A 16,187-nucleotide genomic window follows, 5' to 3' on the forward strand; every position below is an offset into this window, starting at 1 on the left:
AAAATATTATACACGATAATAGTGTGCTATACTGTAAAATAGAAATTTTATTGAAAGAGGGTCAGGGTTTTGATCGACCTGCAAGATATTTTGGCAAAAATGAACCTAAATCAAAAGATCAACTATGATAAAGTCATGATGAAGATGGTCTCGACATGGCAAAAAGACCAAATTCGTCCCAAAATCTTACTGCACTCCTGTTGTGCGCCATGTAGTACGACGACACTTGAGCGCATGACAGAATTTGCGGATGTGACGATCTATTTTGCTAATTCAAATATTCACCCCCGGGCGGAGTACCAACGGCGTGAATATGTCCAACAAAAATTTATCCATGATTTCAACGAAAAGACCGGTAACAATGTGCAATTTGTGGCCGCTCCGTATAAACCCCAAGAATATTTCCAAGCAGTCCGTGGGTTAGAAAAAGAGCCTGAAGGTGGCGATCGCTGTAAAGCTTGTTTTGACTACCGGTTAGATATGGTAGCTAAAAAAGCAGTTGAGTTGGGCTTTGATTATTTTGGGAGTGCGTTGACGATCAGTCCACACAAAAATTCCCAAACGATCAATTCGGTCGGGATCGAGATCCAACGTTTTTACGACGTCAATTACTTGCCAAGTGATTTTAAGAAGGGCAATGGTTACCGCCGTTCAGTTGAAATGTGTAAGGAATATGACATCTACCGTCAATGTTACTGTGGCTGTATCTTTGCGGCAAAACAACAGGGTGTCGACTTATCGCAAATTAGACGGGATGCCCTCGAGTTTATGGAAGGTAAGAATGGGACCGAAGAATTTCCTGAGATCATCTTCCAGATCAATGGTGAAGAAGTATAGGGAGGCATTTTAAAATCGTGAAAAAAGGCATTTTGGGAATATTGCTACTATCGCTCGTTTTGGCTGGATGTAGCAGTAACTCTACAGCAAAAAAAGAAAGTACAAATAAAAGCTCATCCACTGTAAAGGTCGCTAGTTCAAGCACAAGAGCAAAGGCCTAAGCTACAAAAATTGGTGCTTGGACGACGCAAAAAGATACTGAGTTAAGTAATTTTATCAAGCAGTGGGAAAAAGTGATGGATCAAACGTACACGCAATATACGGGAGAAACCAATTTGACTACTGCTAATGGAACCGTCTACCCAACTGAGTTTAAAACGGCAACAGTTGATGGTCAGCCTGCAGAACTTATCTGGGATCCAAAAGGAACTCAAAAAGCAGGTTATGCTGTCGTTGCACTATATAATTACAATAAAAATACTGGTGGCAGTATCACTTATGCCTTCACGATCAAAGATGGTACTCCGATCGTACTTGTAAACGAAACAAACACTACTTCAAATAACTGGACACAAACAAAAAATAACGATTTAAAAGAAAATTTTGCCAATATTTATAATGGCAGACCAACGACAACAGTTGGATCAGCTAACGAAAAAACAGCAACCAATGATGCTCATAGCGACGGGAGAAACGGTTATATAACTACTCCGGTTGCAATGCGGGGAACTTGGTATGCCAAAAGCTATGGTAAAATGTCTAAGCTAGAAGTTAGTGAACATGAGATCGTTTATACGTCTGAAGGTGAAAAGCCTGCTAAAACGATCTTATATCGTCCAGGAAACGGTAGAAAATTTGACACAGATATCGCTGTGCAAGAAGCACGCCAAGAATGGGGAGCTGCCAGTGAAGTTACGAAAAATGATTTGAATTATATCAATGTTCGTGGATGGTACCAAACTGCTGGGACTGGCACTTTCTATGCAGCTCATACCGAGTTGATCGATGGCAAGCAAATACCAGTCGTAGTAGTTGGTAGTGGAGCTGGCGCATGGACGGACACAGTTTATTATCAAACTGAAGCTTTAGCAGAACAACAAGCAGAAGTTAAATACGATGATTTGATCTACCAGTAAAATAAGTTCTAGGACAATGTTAAAACGCCTGTGACTTTTAGTGTCACGGGCGTTCTTAATACTAGTGAGGAATAAAGAATTCCTATTATAAAATATTTTCGTCAGTGCTAAGGAGCCTGATCGTTTTGCCGTCAGTCGTGGTAAAGGTCAACGTTGAACCAACAATGAGGTCAAGATAGTCTGTTGTTTTGACACTTGCGAGCATTTTTCGAGGTAAGATATAAGTCCGTTTATTGATGAGACCACTGGTAAAGATAAAGTAGTCTGGGGTATGAGCCATCCGTGTTGTTAGTGGTTCAAATAATAAACGCGACAACAAAAGCATCCCGGTAATGATCACACCTAAAGCACTGAGCCAACTCATGAAAAATTGCAGGATAAAGTATAAGCTTGCTCCTAGAGTGCCGATTTTTAGCAAATATCCTAGCCGATAGCGCAACTTAGGCTGATAGCTTGGAAGCTCAAAAAGTTCGCGCGGGATCTGAGGGAAATAACGGGCTAAAGTCGGTAAGAGCTCATGTGTTGGGAGTAGGGGAAATAAGAAATTTTTGGAGCGGTTTTCGTCTTGGGCAGCATCACTGTTAGCCAAGATCGCGGTAACGCAGGTCGGTTTAAAGAGTCGGCGGTTAAGCTCGCTGGTCAACTCTAGCCCAACGATCGCCGTTTTAGGGATCATATTTTGGTCAGCGGTAAAGAAATGATTTTTAACGATAAAATTATGCTCAGTTTCCCACAGTGAAAACTTGGCAAAACTTATATAATAGTAAGCGAGATTGAACAAAAGTGCCCCACTGACTAAGACCACCCAAAACCATAACGCTGTGATATCGAAGAAATGTTGTAGCCGTGGGAACTGCTCTTCTAATTGGAAGACTAAGGCCAAATAAGCTAAGTATTGTGTGGAAATAAAGCCTGTTTTTACAATTGTTAGGAAATCAGCTTATGATTTTTCAATGAGTCTCGTCTTGTTTTCTGCAACTGTTTTTGCTGCTGGCTGGAATGCGACTAAAAAGTCCTGTAATTGCGCTAACTGCTCAGGGGTCAAAGCAAAAAACTCGATTGCTTCTTCTGTGGTACTGTTGTTTAGGTAGATCTGAATACTTTACGTGCGGAAGAGTTTTTGATAGATAGTTTGTTCAACGCGAAAGTTTGACAGCGTGTGGCTGAGTTCAGCTTGTTTGAGGTCGAGCGTTGTTTTGGCAATGATCCCGGTCGTGAGCGTCAAAGTATCAGCCTCAACGCGGTAGGTGGTAGTGAAATAGCGTAAAAAGATCGCAATGAGCGAGCTAGTATAACCCAGGAAAAGTAAAAGTGTCCAAAAATTGGGAAGAATGAAGATAAGAACCAATAATGGCAGGTAGATCAGACCATTACGGACAAAAAATTCAGTATATTTGACGGCAAAATATTTTGCCGATTGGCGTCTAGCCTTCATCACGGCCACCTACTTTCACAGGTAGTTGGAAGTCTTCGATGATCCCAGCCAAACTAGCTGCCTGTGCGATCGTTTGAAAAATTAGTCTTTTCAATTTGAAAAGCTGTAAGTAGGCATTTGTGCTTTCTGAAACGATATATATTTTTTCAAGCGGGATCGTTGTTTTTGAATAAAAGAAACGCCCCTTGGTAACGATGACTGCTGTAGAACTGAAATGGGGTCGAGCATATTTCCAATAAAAGAAGCTACGTAGACAATCTAAACTAAAACAAATGCTCCCAAAGAATAAAGTATATTGAAAATAATCACTATAATTAAAGTATTGGAGTAAAAAATATCCCAGTAAAAGTAGCAATGCATAAGTGATAAAGGCTAATGAGAAGCGGTAATACAGGTATTGTTTGGCAACAGTAAAGGTTTGCATCCAGATCCCCCCTGATAGTCTTTTCTTTTATTATACAGTTTACCGGTAAGCGGTTTCAATAGGACAAAATGAAAAGCGCATCTCCCAAAGAGAAGATGCGCGGGTAATTCTCAAATTAATAGACTTGACCGACTTTAGATCTTGTCAAAGTCGAATTCAACACTTTCAGTGTTTCTTCGGATAATCGAATATAGACGTTTAAAGATAGGGTCTGAAATAAGGTAACTAATATCTTCAGACTGCGAATCTTCAAGCTGAACTGGCACATTTTTGATCTTATGACCAGAGATTTGAATATCCTTTTTTACGATAGTCATGTCTTTAGCTAAGTTCTCAGTGTCAAACGCACGAACACGTCTAAATTTAACCATTGTATTCTTCCCCCTTGCAAAAATTACTTTAAATTTTACCATAGTAATTTGTAAATGCAAGAAAAATTTTAGAATTTGTGAAAATATAAATTTAAGGTTTTCTTAATATATAGACTTTTTCTAGGTATACCAGCAATGTAAGCAGGCTAGTATATGAAACTTGTACTCTAGTCACTGGTTAAGCTTGAGGGGATGTGTTATGGCTAAAAATCATCAATGGCAGTCGCGCTTAATCGTTGCCGATCGCTACGCTGACTTGAGCCGATAAATTACGCCAGTAGAGCAGATCATTATCTGTGAGATCTTGTGAAAAGGTCTCGAATCCTTTTCGCGGATAAACTTTGGCGATCTCTTCTCCTAGACTTCCCGTAATCGTTAAGATCATATCGGGCTTTTCCCACGCGGCCCCCCAATATGGACCCTCAAGTGCTGTGTCGAGCATATCTTGGACACCGTCTTGCGTCATGTCGTTGATGACACTTTCTCTGGTAGCTGTGTTATAGCCATTTGCTTTTAGCCAAGCTAACTTTTCGAGTGCTTGGGGTAGATCATTTGGTATTAGATGTAACATTGATATTTTCCTCCTCGTTCTAGCTAGCTATATTATAACAAGTTGGCTTCTGATTAACAGGGGGAATAGAAATACCAGGATAATTTAGGAAAGGAAAAGCTATACTTTTATTCGAGATAGTTGCCAAAAAAATGAAAATCAATAGAACATTTATCCCGTTTGAGGTAAAGTTGCTCAATATCATTTGGTGTTTTGATCGAACGACTAACCAAGTGAAGGTGGTCTTAAAAGATGAGGGTGACTGGACTTTACCTGAAACTTGTCTTATCCAGGATGAGGATGCCCTTGATGCGACGATCAGACTGACACGTGAGTTGACTGGACAGACTGTTTCACCTAAAAATATTGAACAATTAGAAACATTGACTAATCCTAAACGGGCAGTTGATGGAAAACGCTTAGTGACAATGGCTTATATGACTTATTTACCGGAGTTTCCGGATATGATGAATTCGACCTTGGAACTATTTACCTTAGAGAACTTGAATAATCACTACTATTTCACTAAAGGTGAGAAACAATTAGCGGTGGCAACAGTTGATACAGAAACTGAGTATTACCAAAAACGCTTGCGAAAAAACAAATTCTACCAAGTCAACGATTATGTTTTGAAAAATGCTTGTCTGCGGATCCGACGCTCGTTAGACACTCAGCCAGATGTCTTGCGGATCTTGGGCGAAGCTTTTACTTTACGTGAAGCGCGGAGTTTATATGCACCGTTTTTAGGGGTCAGTTTTCATGAGATCGATAATTCGAACTTTAAAAAGACCCACCAGCGACTTTTCCGCGAGATCGGAAAGGCAAATAAGCGTGGGCCGGGACGTCCGGCTAGTCTGTATCACTTGCGCTTTTAAATGAACTAAAAAACAAGCTTTCCTGGGAAATTATTTCCCGGGAAAGCTTGTTTTTCATTTAGGCTTGTAAAACTTCAAAAACTGCTTGAACTAAGGCTTGCTTAGTAAAGTAACCTTGTTGAAGTAGTGGTGCAAATTCTTTGACTGCATTTTTGTATTGTAGATATTCTTCTTGAGTGAGGTTCGCTAATTTTTCTAAAGCTTCGGCGATCGAATCAACTGCAAAGCCGAGGTTATTTTTGACGATCAGCTCTTCATTTGAGATGCCACGTGGAACGATGACATGTAGCCCCGCAGCCAGATAAGTTCCTAGTTTATAGGAGATATATTTAGAAGTATATTCTTGGGTATAGCCACCATCATTCCAAACCAAAACAAAACCACCATTTTTAGAAAGCCTGATGCAAAGCTCGGCATCATTGAGCCAGCCTTCGTGGATAAGGTTCAGGTCAGTTGCTTCAGACTTTTCAGAAGCGAATAGATGTAGTGGAATATCGTGATGCCATTCTTGAACAAATGTGAATTTTTGGGGATCACCTGCAAAATTCAAACGTTTGATCTCAGTGGTGTCATAAAGCATATCGGCATCTAAAGGATGATCCCACATCTGTTGGACCACATATTTTTTCTCTGCCAGACCATTTTCTCGTAAGAAATGATACATCTGTTCAGACGGCACGATCAAAAGATCAGCTTTTTGGTAAAAATCGATAAATGTTGGTAGCAAGTAGCGATTTTCGGCAAACATCAGTGGCGTCACATCATGGATAAAGATGATCAAATTCAACTGAGAATAAAGTTTGGGCTATCTGAGCAACACTATTTTTCGCCATCACGTGAATGTTGGTCATGTGAACTTTCATTGTGCACATCTCATATGTTTTTATCCCTAATTATATGGCATGTTTCATGCTTCTGTTGAATTATGTGGTTGATATTCAGCTGTTACTTTAGCCAATAGTTCACCAAATACCTGTGCTTCGTGTGGTGTCAAACTTGCGAGAGCACGTTGGTTGATCTGACGATGGATCAGTTTGATCTTAGGTAAGATAGCCTCGCTTTTCGGTGTCAAATATAGCTCAGATCTCCGATGATCAGAAATGGCAAATTTTTTTTGGACCCAACCATCAGCTACTAATTTATTGATTTGGCGTGTCACGATACTTTGATCTTGATAAAGAGAGCGCAGTAATTCTGCTTGGCTTATACCTGGATTTTCATGGATCTTTTCAAGATAAAAGTAATTTTTATCACTTAACCCCAAATGCTCATACTGATTATTTATCTCAGTACGTAACTTACGATTAAAAATTGCAACTAGCTTACTTATTTTTGGGGAATCCATAGAAGCTCAATCCTTTCGAGAATTTTGGTGTAAGTAAAGACTAAAGCAGATCAGCATCAATAAGACCAAGCTGACTGTGATCCACATGGAAAGACGCATCCCAGCTGTAAATGTCGCTGGGATATTGGATAAGACGATCAAGATGGTGATCGAGGAAGCGCCGAATGCCTGACGTAAACTGTTGTTAAGGGCTGTAGCGTGGCTGACTTCATCCGGCCGAACATCAACAAAGGATTCTGACATCGCGGGTGAAAATACGAGGGCATTTCCGATCATCCGCAGCATATAAGCAACCGTTAAGAGCCAAACAGGCGTAGTCTCGGAGATCATGACAAATGGGATCGCAGCGATCAACATTAAGATCCCCCCGGAAATGATCAAATATTTAGGACCATGTTTGTCGTAAAGACGGCCGACTATAGCAGCACTGAGCGCATTGGCGATCGCACCAGGCAACAAGATCATCCCAGAGACCATACTATTTAGGTGTAAAACGTTTTGCGTGAAGATCGGAAGCATTTGTTCGGTCCCAAGTAAGACCATGAAAGCACAGATCCCCACTAAAGTCATCAATCTAAATGAACGATTTTTGACGAGTTGAACTTTGAGCATCGGTTGTTTGAGACGAAGTTGACGTTTAACAAAGACAAAGAGGATCGCTAGCCCTAAGACTAACATGATCCAACCTTGTAAAGCCGAGGCTTGAAAGAAAGTCAAACTTGCTAAAGTCAATCCCGAACCAAGCAAGGAGAGACCAACGGAGATAAAGTCGATCTTGATATCTTTAGGTTCGGAGAAGTTAGGAAAGGCAAAAAAACCGATCAACCAAACCAATAGCATCATTGGTAAAACTAAGATGAAAATATAGCGCCATCCCAAAGTGTTAACGATCAGACCAGAAAGTGTCGGCCCGATAGCTGGACCAAAAGCGATAACTAGCCCAGACATCCCGAGGATCGTACCGCGTTTTTCGAGGGGATAGATCGAGATCATCGTTGTCATTTGAAATGACATCAAGATCCCACTAGCACATGCTTGGACTAAGCGGGCGAGTAGCAAGAGCCAAAAATCAGTTGCAAAACACCCGATCAAAGTCCCTAAGATAAAGATCGCGATCGTAGTCAAAAAGATGTTGCGCTTGTTGAATTTTTCATACAGATTAGATGAGAGCGGTGTGATGACACCGACCATCAAAGTGTACCCCGTTGTGATCCATTGAACTAGAGTCAATGAGACACTCATCTCATGTTCGATGACGGGTAAGGCGGTGATCATCATCGTTTGACTAGCTAGACTGACAAATCCGGAAAATAAAAGCAATATAGTAACGATCAGGCGGATCTTAGGATCGATCGTTTTAGAAATGTTATCCATAAATAAAGTCCTTTCACTAATAAATTGCATGCATCTGCATATAAATACTTAATCTATATTACATGTAATTGCATGTATTAGCAAGCAAAAGAAAATATTTCCCAGGTTAAATAATTTCTTGAACTTTAGGTAAGTTAATTATATAGTTAAGGTGTCGTTTGGTAACGATGGTTTGTCGTAGTCGGAGAAACCGGTTTTCTCCGCAGTAGTCGTGCTACAGAACACAACTCCTAGGAAATAACAATAAGCCTGCTTTGAGACAAAAAGCGCCTCAAAGCATTCTTATCGTTATTTCTACGGAGCTATCCGTGTTCTTCCGCACTGTTATAGTAGTCGTGTTGTGAAATGCAATGCCTAGTGTATAACAATAATGAAAGCCCGAGATAAAAAAAACCTCAAACTTTCCTTACCGTTATCCATACGGCCTAACCCGCATTTCTCTGCACTGTTATACATAGGGGGCATACATAATGAAAGCTATTTTAACTGTTGTTGGTCAAGATAAGGTCGGGATCGTGGCTGAAGTTAGTCGCTTTTTGGCTGAACAAGATATCAATATCCTCGATATTAGTCAAACTATTTTAGAGGGGCACTTTACGATGATGATGGCGGTCCAAGTGCCGGAACAAAGCGATCTGCAACTTATCTCAGCTAAACTTGCCGAATTGGGTCAGACCTTGAAAGTTGAGATCAATTTGCGCAATGAAGAAGTTTATCGCGCAATGCACCAACTATAGGAGGACAGCTCATGGAATTTGATAAGATTTTAGAAACGATCCACATGATATCTGACCAAAATCTCGATGTCCGCACCGTTACCATGGGTATCTCCTTGATGGATTGCATTGATAGCGACAGTGATGTGGCTTGCCAAAAGATCTACGATAAGATCACGACTAAAGCTAAAGATCTAGTCAAAACGGCTGAACAGATCGAGATGGAATATGGGATCCCGATCGTCAATAAACGCGTGGCAGTGACGCCGATCTCTTTAGTTGCGGGTGCCAGCCAAGATAAGGATTACGTCAAGTACGCTAAAACTTTGGGCAGGGCAGCTCAAACATTGGGGATCGATTTTATCGGTGGCTTTTCTGCGCTTGTTCAAAAGGGTATGACTAAAGGTGACCAAATCTTGATCGCATCATTACCCGAAGCTTTGGCCCAAACGAACTTAGTCTGTGCCTCAGTCAATGTCGGTTCCAGCAAGAGTGGGATCAATATGGATGCGGTCAAACAAATGGGTGAAGTTATCACAACGGCTGCTAAATTAGATTATATGACCAACGCTAAATTAGTCGTCTTCTGTAATGCGGTCGAAGATAATCCATTCATGGCCGGTGGTTTCCATGGGGTCAGTGAACCAGATGTAGTGATCAATGTCGGGGTCTCAGGACCTGGTGTCGTTAAAGCAGCTTTAGAGCATGTTAAAGGTCAACCGCTCGATCAAGTGGCAGAAACGATCAAACAGACAGCTTTTAAGGTCACACGGATGGGGCAGTTAGTCGGCAGTGTAGCAGCTAAACGGTTAAATGTACCCTTTGGGATCGTCGACCTTTCCTTAGCGCCGACCCCAGCTGTTGGTGATTCGGTTGCGCAGATCTTAGAAGAGATCGGTCTTGCTCAAGTTGGGACTCATGGGACCACGGCTGCGTTGGCGATGTTAAATGATGCAGTCAAAAAAGGCGGGATCATGGCCTGCAGTCACGTAGGCGGGTTGTCCGGTGCTTTTATCCCAGTCTCTGAAGATGCGGGGATGATCGCTGCTGTTGAAGCGGGAACCCTGTCCTTGGATAAATTAGAAGCGATGACAGCTGTTTGTTCGGTTGGCTTGGATATGATCGCTTTACCAGGTGATATTCCAGCCACAACGGTCAGCGCGATGATCGCCGATGAAGCTGCGATCGGGATGATCAACAATAAAACGACCGCTGTCCGGGTGATCCCTGTTCCAGGCAAAAAAGTCGGAGACCAAGTTGAATTTGGCGGTTTATTGGGACATGCGCCGATCATGCCATACAATCAGACTTCAAGTGCTGCGATGATCACGCGTGGTGGGTTGATCCCTGCTCCGATCCACAGTTTTAAGAATTGATGACTGTTTTTGACCGGATATAATTTCAAATAATTGTAAATAAAATGCCGTTTTCAAATAGAAAACGGCATTTTTTAGATGTATATTTAAATTTTTTCATGAAAGATAATATGTTAAATTTTTTTGAAATTTAATGACGTTTTTTGATTTTTTGTGATTGATTTTTGCTGGTTCAGATGATATTATAATTTTGGAGGTATAATGAAAGTGCTTGCAGAAGAAAGACAACAGCATATTTTGCAGATGTTAAAGGAAAATAATATCGTTAAGCTTCAAGAGATCCGTGAACAAACTAATTGCTCTGAATCATCGGCGCGGCGAGACCTCCAACTTTTGGAAGAAAAAGGCTTGTTAGTCCGGGTGCATGGCGGGGCCAAGATCAAGCATTCGCTTCAACGTGAACTTGATATGAGTGGTAAAACGTCGAAGAATACGACCCAAAAAGAAACGATCGCTAAAGCAGCGGCCAAGTTAGTCGAAGCTGAAGATGTGATCTACTTGGATGCGGGAACGACGACTTTGGCGATGATCCCTTATTTAAACAAGCCAGAACTGACAGTCGTGACTAATGGGGTCATGCATGCTTCGTTATTAGCTGATCAAAATGTGCGAACGATTTTGGTCGGTGGTGAGTTGAAAAATACTACTAAAGCAATTATTGGTGTCAAAGCAGTCAGTTCACTGACGCAATTCCGGTTCAACAAAGCGTTTTTGGGTATCAACGGGATCCATCCCCGTTATGGGTTCACTACGCCCGATCCCGATGAGGCGGCAGTCAAGACAGCGGCATTGGAGCAAAGCGAGGAATGCTTTGTTTTGGCTGATCCAAGCAAGTTTGACAATGTTTCCTTTGTCAAAGTAGCTGAACTTTCGCAAGCAACGATCATTACCAGTAGTCTTTCACGACCAGTGAGAGCGCGTTATTACGAACAAACGACGATTCAGGAGGATTTTTGATGATTTATACAGTAACTGTCAACCCTTCGATCGACTATATCGTCCAGTTAAATGAACTAACTTTAGGCGAAGTCAACCGAATGGATTACGACAATAAATTACCTGGGGGCAAAGGGATCAATGTTTCCCGCATCTTGAAGGAATTAGGCTTAGATAATACAGCTTGGGGCTTTTTAGGTGGTTTTACCGGTGAGTTTGTTAAAGAAGCTCTAGAAAAGACAGGACTTAAGACGAACTTTACTCCGATCAAAGCTGATACACGGATCAACGTTAAGATCAAAGCGCAAGCAGAAACCGAGATCAACGGCCGTGGACCTGAATTGACTAAAGAAGAGATCGCAGCCTTTACAGCGCAATTCGATAAATTGACCGCTGATGATGTGGTGATCTTTGCCGGGAGTTTAGTCCCAAGTTTGAGTGATGATTTTTACTTTGATCTGATCAAAGTCATCCGTCAAAAAGGTGCCCAATTTGTGATCGATACAACGGGTGAAAGTTTGTTGAAGACTTTGCCAGAAAATCCATTAGTGGTCAAACCTAACAACCATGAATTAGCTGAATTATTCGGTGTAAAACTAAATAGCATCGATGACATCGTTAAATACGGTAAGAAATTACTTGAAATGGGCGCGCAACACGTCTTGATCTCGATGGCAGGCGATGGTGGTTTGATGATCACTAAAGATAAAGTTTATCGTTCATACGCACCAAAAGGCACCGTGATCAACTCGGTCGGTGCTGGTGACTCGATGATCGGTGGTTTTACTGGCACATACGCTAAGACTAAAGATCCACTTGAAGCTTTCCGTTATGGACTTGCTTGTGGTTCTGCAACAGCCTTTTCTGAAGACTTGGCTGATGCTGACAAGATCAATGAGATCTTACCAATGATCGAGATCGAAGAATATAAATAATTAAAAAGGAAGTGTAAGACATGGACATTCGTGACTTATTGATGACCGACCTTATGATCATGGATCTTAAGGCTACGACCAAAAATGAAGTTATCGATGAAATGGTGCATAACTTATTTTTTAAAGGCATCATCGACGACGAAGAATTATACAAAAAAGATATCTTAAAACGTGAAGCTGAAAGCTCAACTGGTATGGGTGAAGGGATCGCGATCCCTCACGCTCATGATACGGCAGTTAAGAAGCCAGCAGTAATGTTTGCGCGCAGTGTCAATGGGGTCGACTACCAATCAATGGACGGCCAACCAGCGCACTTGTTCTTTATGATCGCAGCTCCAGAAGGTGGAGATAATACCCACTTACAAGCTTTAGCAGCTTTATCTCAAGTTTTGATGAACCCAGATGTGGTCAATGCTTTGAAAGCAGCTGACACACCACAAAAGGTCCAAGACATCTTTGCTAAAGCAGTTGCGCAAAAAGAAGCTGAAAACAAAGTACAAGAAGAACGCGAAAAAGCAGCTGCTAACCAACCAGCTGACGATTCTCGTCCATACATCGTAGCGGTAACAGCTTGTCCAAACGGGATCGCACATACTTACATGGCGGAAGAAAACTTGAAAAAACAAGCTGATAAGATGGGTGTTGATATCAAAGTTGAAACAAACGGTTCTGAAGGTATCAAGCACCGTTTGACAGCTGATGAGATCAAGCGCGCTAAGGGTGTTATCGTGGCTGCCGACAAGAAAGTCGAAATGGCACGTTTTGATGGCAAGAATTTGGTCAACAAACCAGTTACCGATGCGATCAAAGACCCTGAAAAGTTGATCAATGAAGTCTTAGAAGATAAAGCTCCCGTCTTTCATGCAAGTGCTAATGATGCAACTGAAGAAAGTGATTCGACCGGTTCTGTTTGGGGCGATATCTATAAACAATTGATGAACGGGATCTCCCACATGTTACCATTCGTTATCGGTGGTGGGATCTTGATGGCGATCTCCTTTATCGTCGAACAATACATGGGTGGTGCTAAATCACCAGCCTTCATCTTCTTGAACAATGCTGGTAACATGGCATTTGCTTTCATGGTTCCTGTTTTAGCTGCTTATATCGCTGAAGCTATCGGCGATCGTCCAGCCTTGATGCCCGGTTTTGTCGGTGGTTTCATGGCAACAGTTTACGGTGGTTCATTTGGTGGAGCTTACACAGCTAATGTGATGGCTGATGCTAAATCGGCAGCTGGTTTCTTAGGTGGTATCGCAGCTGGTTTCATTGCTGGTTACTTGATGGTCGGCTTGAAGAAACTTTGTGCTCACTTACCTAAGAGTGTCGAAGGGATGAAGCCGATGTTGATCTATCCAGTCTTGGGCTTGTTGTTCATCGCTTTGATCATGTACTTTATCATCAATCCGATCTTCTCAACGATCAACATTTGGATCACAAACTTCTTGAACCACTTAGGTACAGGTAACTTAGTCGTGCTTACCCTAGTCTTGGCCGGGATGATGGCGATCGATATGGGTGGTCCTTTCAACAAGGCTGCTTATGTCTTTGCTTCCGGTGCGTTTGCTAACGATCCTAAATCTGTGGTAGCTGCGACCTTGATGGCGGCAGTTATGGTCGGCGGGATGATCCCACCATTTGCTACAGCGATCGCAACAGCTTTCTTCCCTAACAAATTCCCAGAACAAGAACGCCGTGCTGGTATCTCTAACTGGGTCTTAGGGTTCTCATTTATCACAGAAGGTGCGATCCCATTTGCTACAGCTGATCCAGGTCGTGTGATCCCATCATGTGTCTTGGGTTCTGCGATCGGTGGTGCTTTAGTTGGTCTCTGGCATGTTTCCGTACCAGCGCCACACGGTGGTTTCTGGGTAACACCATTGGCAACTAACCCACTTGGCTATATCGCAGCTGTTGCGATCGGCTCGATCATTGCAGGTGTGGTCTTAGGTCTTTGGAAAAAAGAACACAAAGGTTAATTTGATTTAAAATAAGGAATACGGTGTGAGCTCTGTGCTTGCGCCGTATTTTTTGTTTAAATTATTATTTTTACGTAAGGTGCAGTTTATAATGCAAGTATTTTTAGATATACTATTTGTAGCAATATTTTTATGAAAGTGGAGCAGGGGAAGATTATGATCAAAAAAGATGTGGGAAGCAAACTCAAAGCATGGTCAGTTACTTATGGGGTCATGTTTTTAACGCTATTTAATGCTTTATATTGGCAACATGAACCACAGATCTTACAACAAGATACTATAAGTTTTAAATATTTATTGGCTAACATTTTACATGGCTTTTCAGTAACTGGTCCAGTGTTGGCACTACTGTTGATCGGCTATTTAGTTGCTCATAGTAAGACTATCGGTCCTGCACAGATCTGGGGCTGGTTATTTGTGGGAGGCTGGATAAGCTTATTTGTTTTATATTTTTTACAAGCTACAGATCCTGTTTGGGTCGGATATTTTTATAATGCTATTTTTCCAATTTTGCGAAACGCTTATCCATTGATCAGCGGGATCTTGTTAGGAACATTGACCTTGAGATGGACTAAGAAGATCTTTGCGGCCACACCTTATACTTACGTGGCCTTCTTTGTGGGGATGATCGTATTTCCCACAGTGTTTGCACAAGATATCTTCAGTTATAATGGGGGTTCATCAATAATTTATGCATGGGTGATCTTTACCTTAGGCGCTGATCTTCCAGTAAGTAAATTATGGACCAAAACTTGGGGATATCTATTTGGATCTACCGCGCTTTTAATACTATTTTTAGGTGTAATGCCTCTGATTTCTGAGGGAAGCCATGGAGATCTCAGCACAGCTGCTAGATTTACTAATTCAGCCAGTCTATTTCCGGTGCTGTTTAGTTTGTGTCTAATGAGCTTTATAGTAAAAATGACCGCTTGGAAAAAGCAGTATTCTTATATTTTTAACTTGATCGGAGCCCTACTATTAGCTACAAATGGGGCCTTGATCGAATTGACAAATGAACTTAATACAAAAGCTACTTTGGGCCTACGTTATCTGCAATTATTGGAAGGAGTATTACTTCCGCTAGCGATAGCTTTAGTAGTGTGGCTCTATCGTAAGACAAGGTGGAGTAAGACTTTAGCTAATTGTGATATACGTTCTAGTACTTGGACATTGGATAATTTGGACCAGAATATCAAGGCTAGTGGTTCTGAGCTCAAAATGAAGATCGTTCAGCATAAATATCAGCTATTAGTTGCTGGAACGATGCTTGTTTGGGCTTACCTTTCCTTTGTAGTAACAAATGTTAATGGACACGTGGCTGATAGTATGACAGGAGATATCGCTTTTAATGCGTGGACTTTTTCCATCTTACAACGCCCCCAAATGATCGTATTCACGGCGTTATTGTTTATATGCTTACATTTATTTTTGCGCGGTCTAACTAATAATTTTTGGTTATCATTTTTGTCTAGCAACTATTTGATAATTATTTGGCTGATCGCAACCCGCTTAAAGATCGATAGCCGACGTGAACCTATTTTACCAGCCGAAGCAGGGATGGTCAGAGCCTATGGTGATCTATTGCATATGGTGCCTACAGGATACCTATGGTTAGGTGGGAGCTTGTTATTATGTTTGATCTTGGGAAGTATTTGGCTAACTAAGAAGCAAAAGATCAGTAAGTTATCGTTAAAGCGCCGAGTGAAGTGGATATTGATACCACTTATAGTGATATTTAGTAGCTGCTACTGGAATCATGAAGGGTTTATACTAAAAAAGGCCATGCGCAATATTGGAAATGATCCGCTGTTCCATCATCAGTTATATGCGGCTCAACTAAATGGTCCGACGATCCAATTTTTGAATAATATTGACGTTGTTGTGATGGAACGTCCTAAAGATTATTCTAAAGCTAAAATTCAAGAAATAGTGGCAAAATATAGTGCTAAGGCTAAAGA

General features: G+C 41.4%; 16 protein-coding genes and 1 pseudogene. 9 read left to right on the forward strand and 8 right to left on the reverse strand.

What is annotated here, in order from left to right:
* Positions 1 to 69 precede the first annotated feature (69 nt).
* A complete protein-coding gene (locus ABT996_RS08955; RefSeq protein ID WP_035446742.1) occupies positions 70 to 837 on the forward strand; it encodes an epoxyqueuosine reductase QueH in 768 nt (255 codons plus the stop codon).
* Positions 838 to 1,007: 170 nt separating this feature from the next.
* A complete protein-coding gene (locus ABT996_RS08960) occupies positions 1,008 to 1,913 on the forward strand; it encodes a DUF4767 domain-containing protein (protein ID WP_081797056.1) in 906 nt (301 codons plus the stop codon).
* 85 nt (positions 1,914 to 1,998) lie between these two features.
* On the opposite strand, the gene ABT996_RS08965 is transcribed toward ABT996_RS08960, so the two are convergent.
* The 5 genes from ABT996_RS08965 to ABT996_RS08985 all read right to left on the reverse strand — a co-directional run bounded on the left by ABT996_RS08965 (position 1,999) and on the right by ABT996_RS08985 (position 4,714).
* The gene (locus tag ABT996_RS08965) at positions 1,999 to 2,796 is read right to left on the reverse strand and encodes a YdbT family protein (RefSeq protein WP_035446744.1); all 798 of its coding nucleotides are present in this window, start codon (positions 2,794 to 2,796) and stop codon (positions 1,999 to 2,001) included.
* A gap of 219 nt (positions 2,797 to 3,015) precedes the next feature.
* Positions 3,016 to 3,348: a PH domain-containing protein gene (locus ABT996_RS08970; RefSeq protein ID WP_035446746.1), complete on the reverse strand. Its 333-nt coding sequence runs from the start codon at positions 3,346 to 3,348 to the stop codon at positions 3,016 to 3,018.
* Positions 3,338 to 3,772, reverse strand: coding sequence for a PH domain-containing protein (locus ABT996_RS08975; protein ID WP_035446748.1), 435 nt, complete (start codon positions 3,770 to 3,772; stop codon positions 3,338 to 3,340). The genes ABT996_RS08970 and ABT996_RS08975 overlap by 11 nt, the downstream gene beginning before the upstream one ends.
* 134 nt (positions 3,773 to 3,906) lie before the next feature.
* Positions 3,907 to 4,143: a hypothetical protein gene (locus tag ABT996_RS08980; RefSeq protein WP_010690204.1), complete on the reverse strand. Its 237-nt coding sequence runs from the start codon at positions 4,141 to 4,143 to the stop codon at positions 3,907 to 3,909.
* Positions 4,144 to 4,372: 229 nt separating this feature from the next.
* Positions 4,373 to 4,714: a hypothetical protein gene (locus ABT996_RS08985; protein WP_035446750.1), complete on the reverse strand. Its 342-nt coding sequence runs from the start codon at positions 4,712 to 4,714 to the stop codon at positions 4,373 to 4,375.
* A gap of 131 nt (positions 4,715 to 4,845) precedes the next feature.
* Between ABT996_RS08985 and ABT996_RS08990 the strand changes: the two genes are divergently transcribed.
* Positions 4,846 to 5,568, forward strand: coding sequence for an NrtR DNA-binding winged helix domain-containing protein (locus ABT996_RS08990; protein ID WP_052006292.1), 723 nt, complete (start codon positions 4,846 to 4,848; stop codon positions 5,566 to 5,568).
* Positions 5,569 to 5,626: 58 nt separating this feature from the next.
* Here the strand turns inward: ABT996_RS08990 and ABT996_RS08995 are convergent, their stop codons facing one another.
* From ABT996_RS08995 to ABT996_RS09005, 3 genes are all read right to left on the reverse strand, one after another.
* Positions 5,627 to 6,355 carry a glycosyltransferase gene (locus ABT996_RS08995; protein ID WP_052006294.1) on the reverse strand — a complete coding sequence of 243 codons (729 nt, stop codon included), beginning with the start codon at positions 6,353 to 6,355 and terminating at the stop codon, positions 5,627 to 5,629.
* Between the two features lie 120 nt (positions 6,356 to 6,475).
* Positions 6,476 to 6,913, reverse strand: coding sequence for a MarR family winged helix-turn-helix transcriptional regulator (locus tag ABT996_RS09000; RefSeq protein ID WP_035446752.1), 438 nt, complete (start codon positions 6,911 to 6,913; stop codon positions 6,476 to 6,478).
* A 6-nt stretch (positions 6,914 to 6,919) separates the two neighbouring features.
* On the reverse strand, positions 6,920 to 8,287 hold the full coding sequence (locus ABT996_RS09005; protein ID WP_035446754.1) for an MFS transporter: 1,368 nt from the start codon (positions 8,285 to 8,287) through the stop codon (positions 6,920 to 6,922).
* A gap of 470 nt (positions 8,288 to 8,757) precedes the next feature.
* Between ABT996_RS09005 and ABT996_RS09010 the strand changes: the two genes are divergently transcribed.
* The 6 genes and pseudogenes from ABT996_RS09010 to ABT996_RS09035 form a co-directional block, all read left to right on the forward strand.
* Positions 8,758 to 9,024, forward strand: coding sequence for an ACT domain-containing protein (locus ABT996_RS09010; protein ID WP_010690210.1), 267 nt, complete (start codon positions 8,758 to 8,760; stop codon positions 9,022 to 9,024).
* An 11-nt stretch (positions 9,025 to 9,035) separates the two neighbouring features.
* Entirely contained in the window at positions 9,036 to 10,379 is a 1,344-nt protein-coding gene (locus tag ABT996_RS09015) for a PFL family protein (RefSeq protein ID WP_035446756.1), read from the forward strand.
* A 207-nt stretch (positions 10,380 to 10,586) separates the two neighbouring features.
* Entirely contained in the window at positions 10,587 to 11,336 is a 750-nt protein-coding gene (locus ABT996_RS09020; RefSeq protein WP_318530703.1) for a DeoR/GlpR family DNA-binding transcription regulator, read from the forward strand.
* Complete coding sequence (gene pfkB, locus ABT996_RS09025; RefSeq protein WP_010690213.1) at positions 11,336 to 12,250, forward strand: 1-phosphofructokinase; 915 nt, start codon at positions 11,336 to 11,338, stop codon at positions 12,248 to 12,250. Before ABT996_RS09020 ends, pfkB begins: the two co-directional genes overlap by 1 nt.
* 20 nt (positions 12,251 to 12,270) lie before the next feature.
* Positions 12,271 to 14,229 (forward strand): PTS fructose transporter subunit IIABC, encoded by a 1,959-nt coding sequence (locus tag ABT996_RS09030; protein WP_035446760.1) that lies wholly within the window; start codon positions 12,271 to 12,273, stop codon positions 14,227 to 14,229.
* Positions 14,230 to 14,385: 156 nt separating this feature from the next.
* Positions 14,386 to 16,187: pseudogene (locus ABT996_RS09035) on the forward strand (LTA synthase family protein); the annotation flags it as partial.

The sequence above is a fragment of the Ligilactobacillus sp. RTP31139st1_D10_RTP31139_211217 genome (genome assembly GCF_040226755.1).
Taxonomy (GTDB): Bacteria; Bacillota; Bacilli; order Lactobacillales; family Lactobacillaceae; genus Ligilactobacillus; species Ligilactobacillus animalis.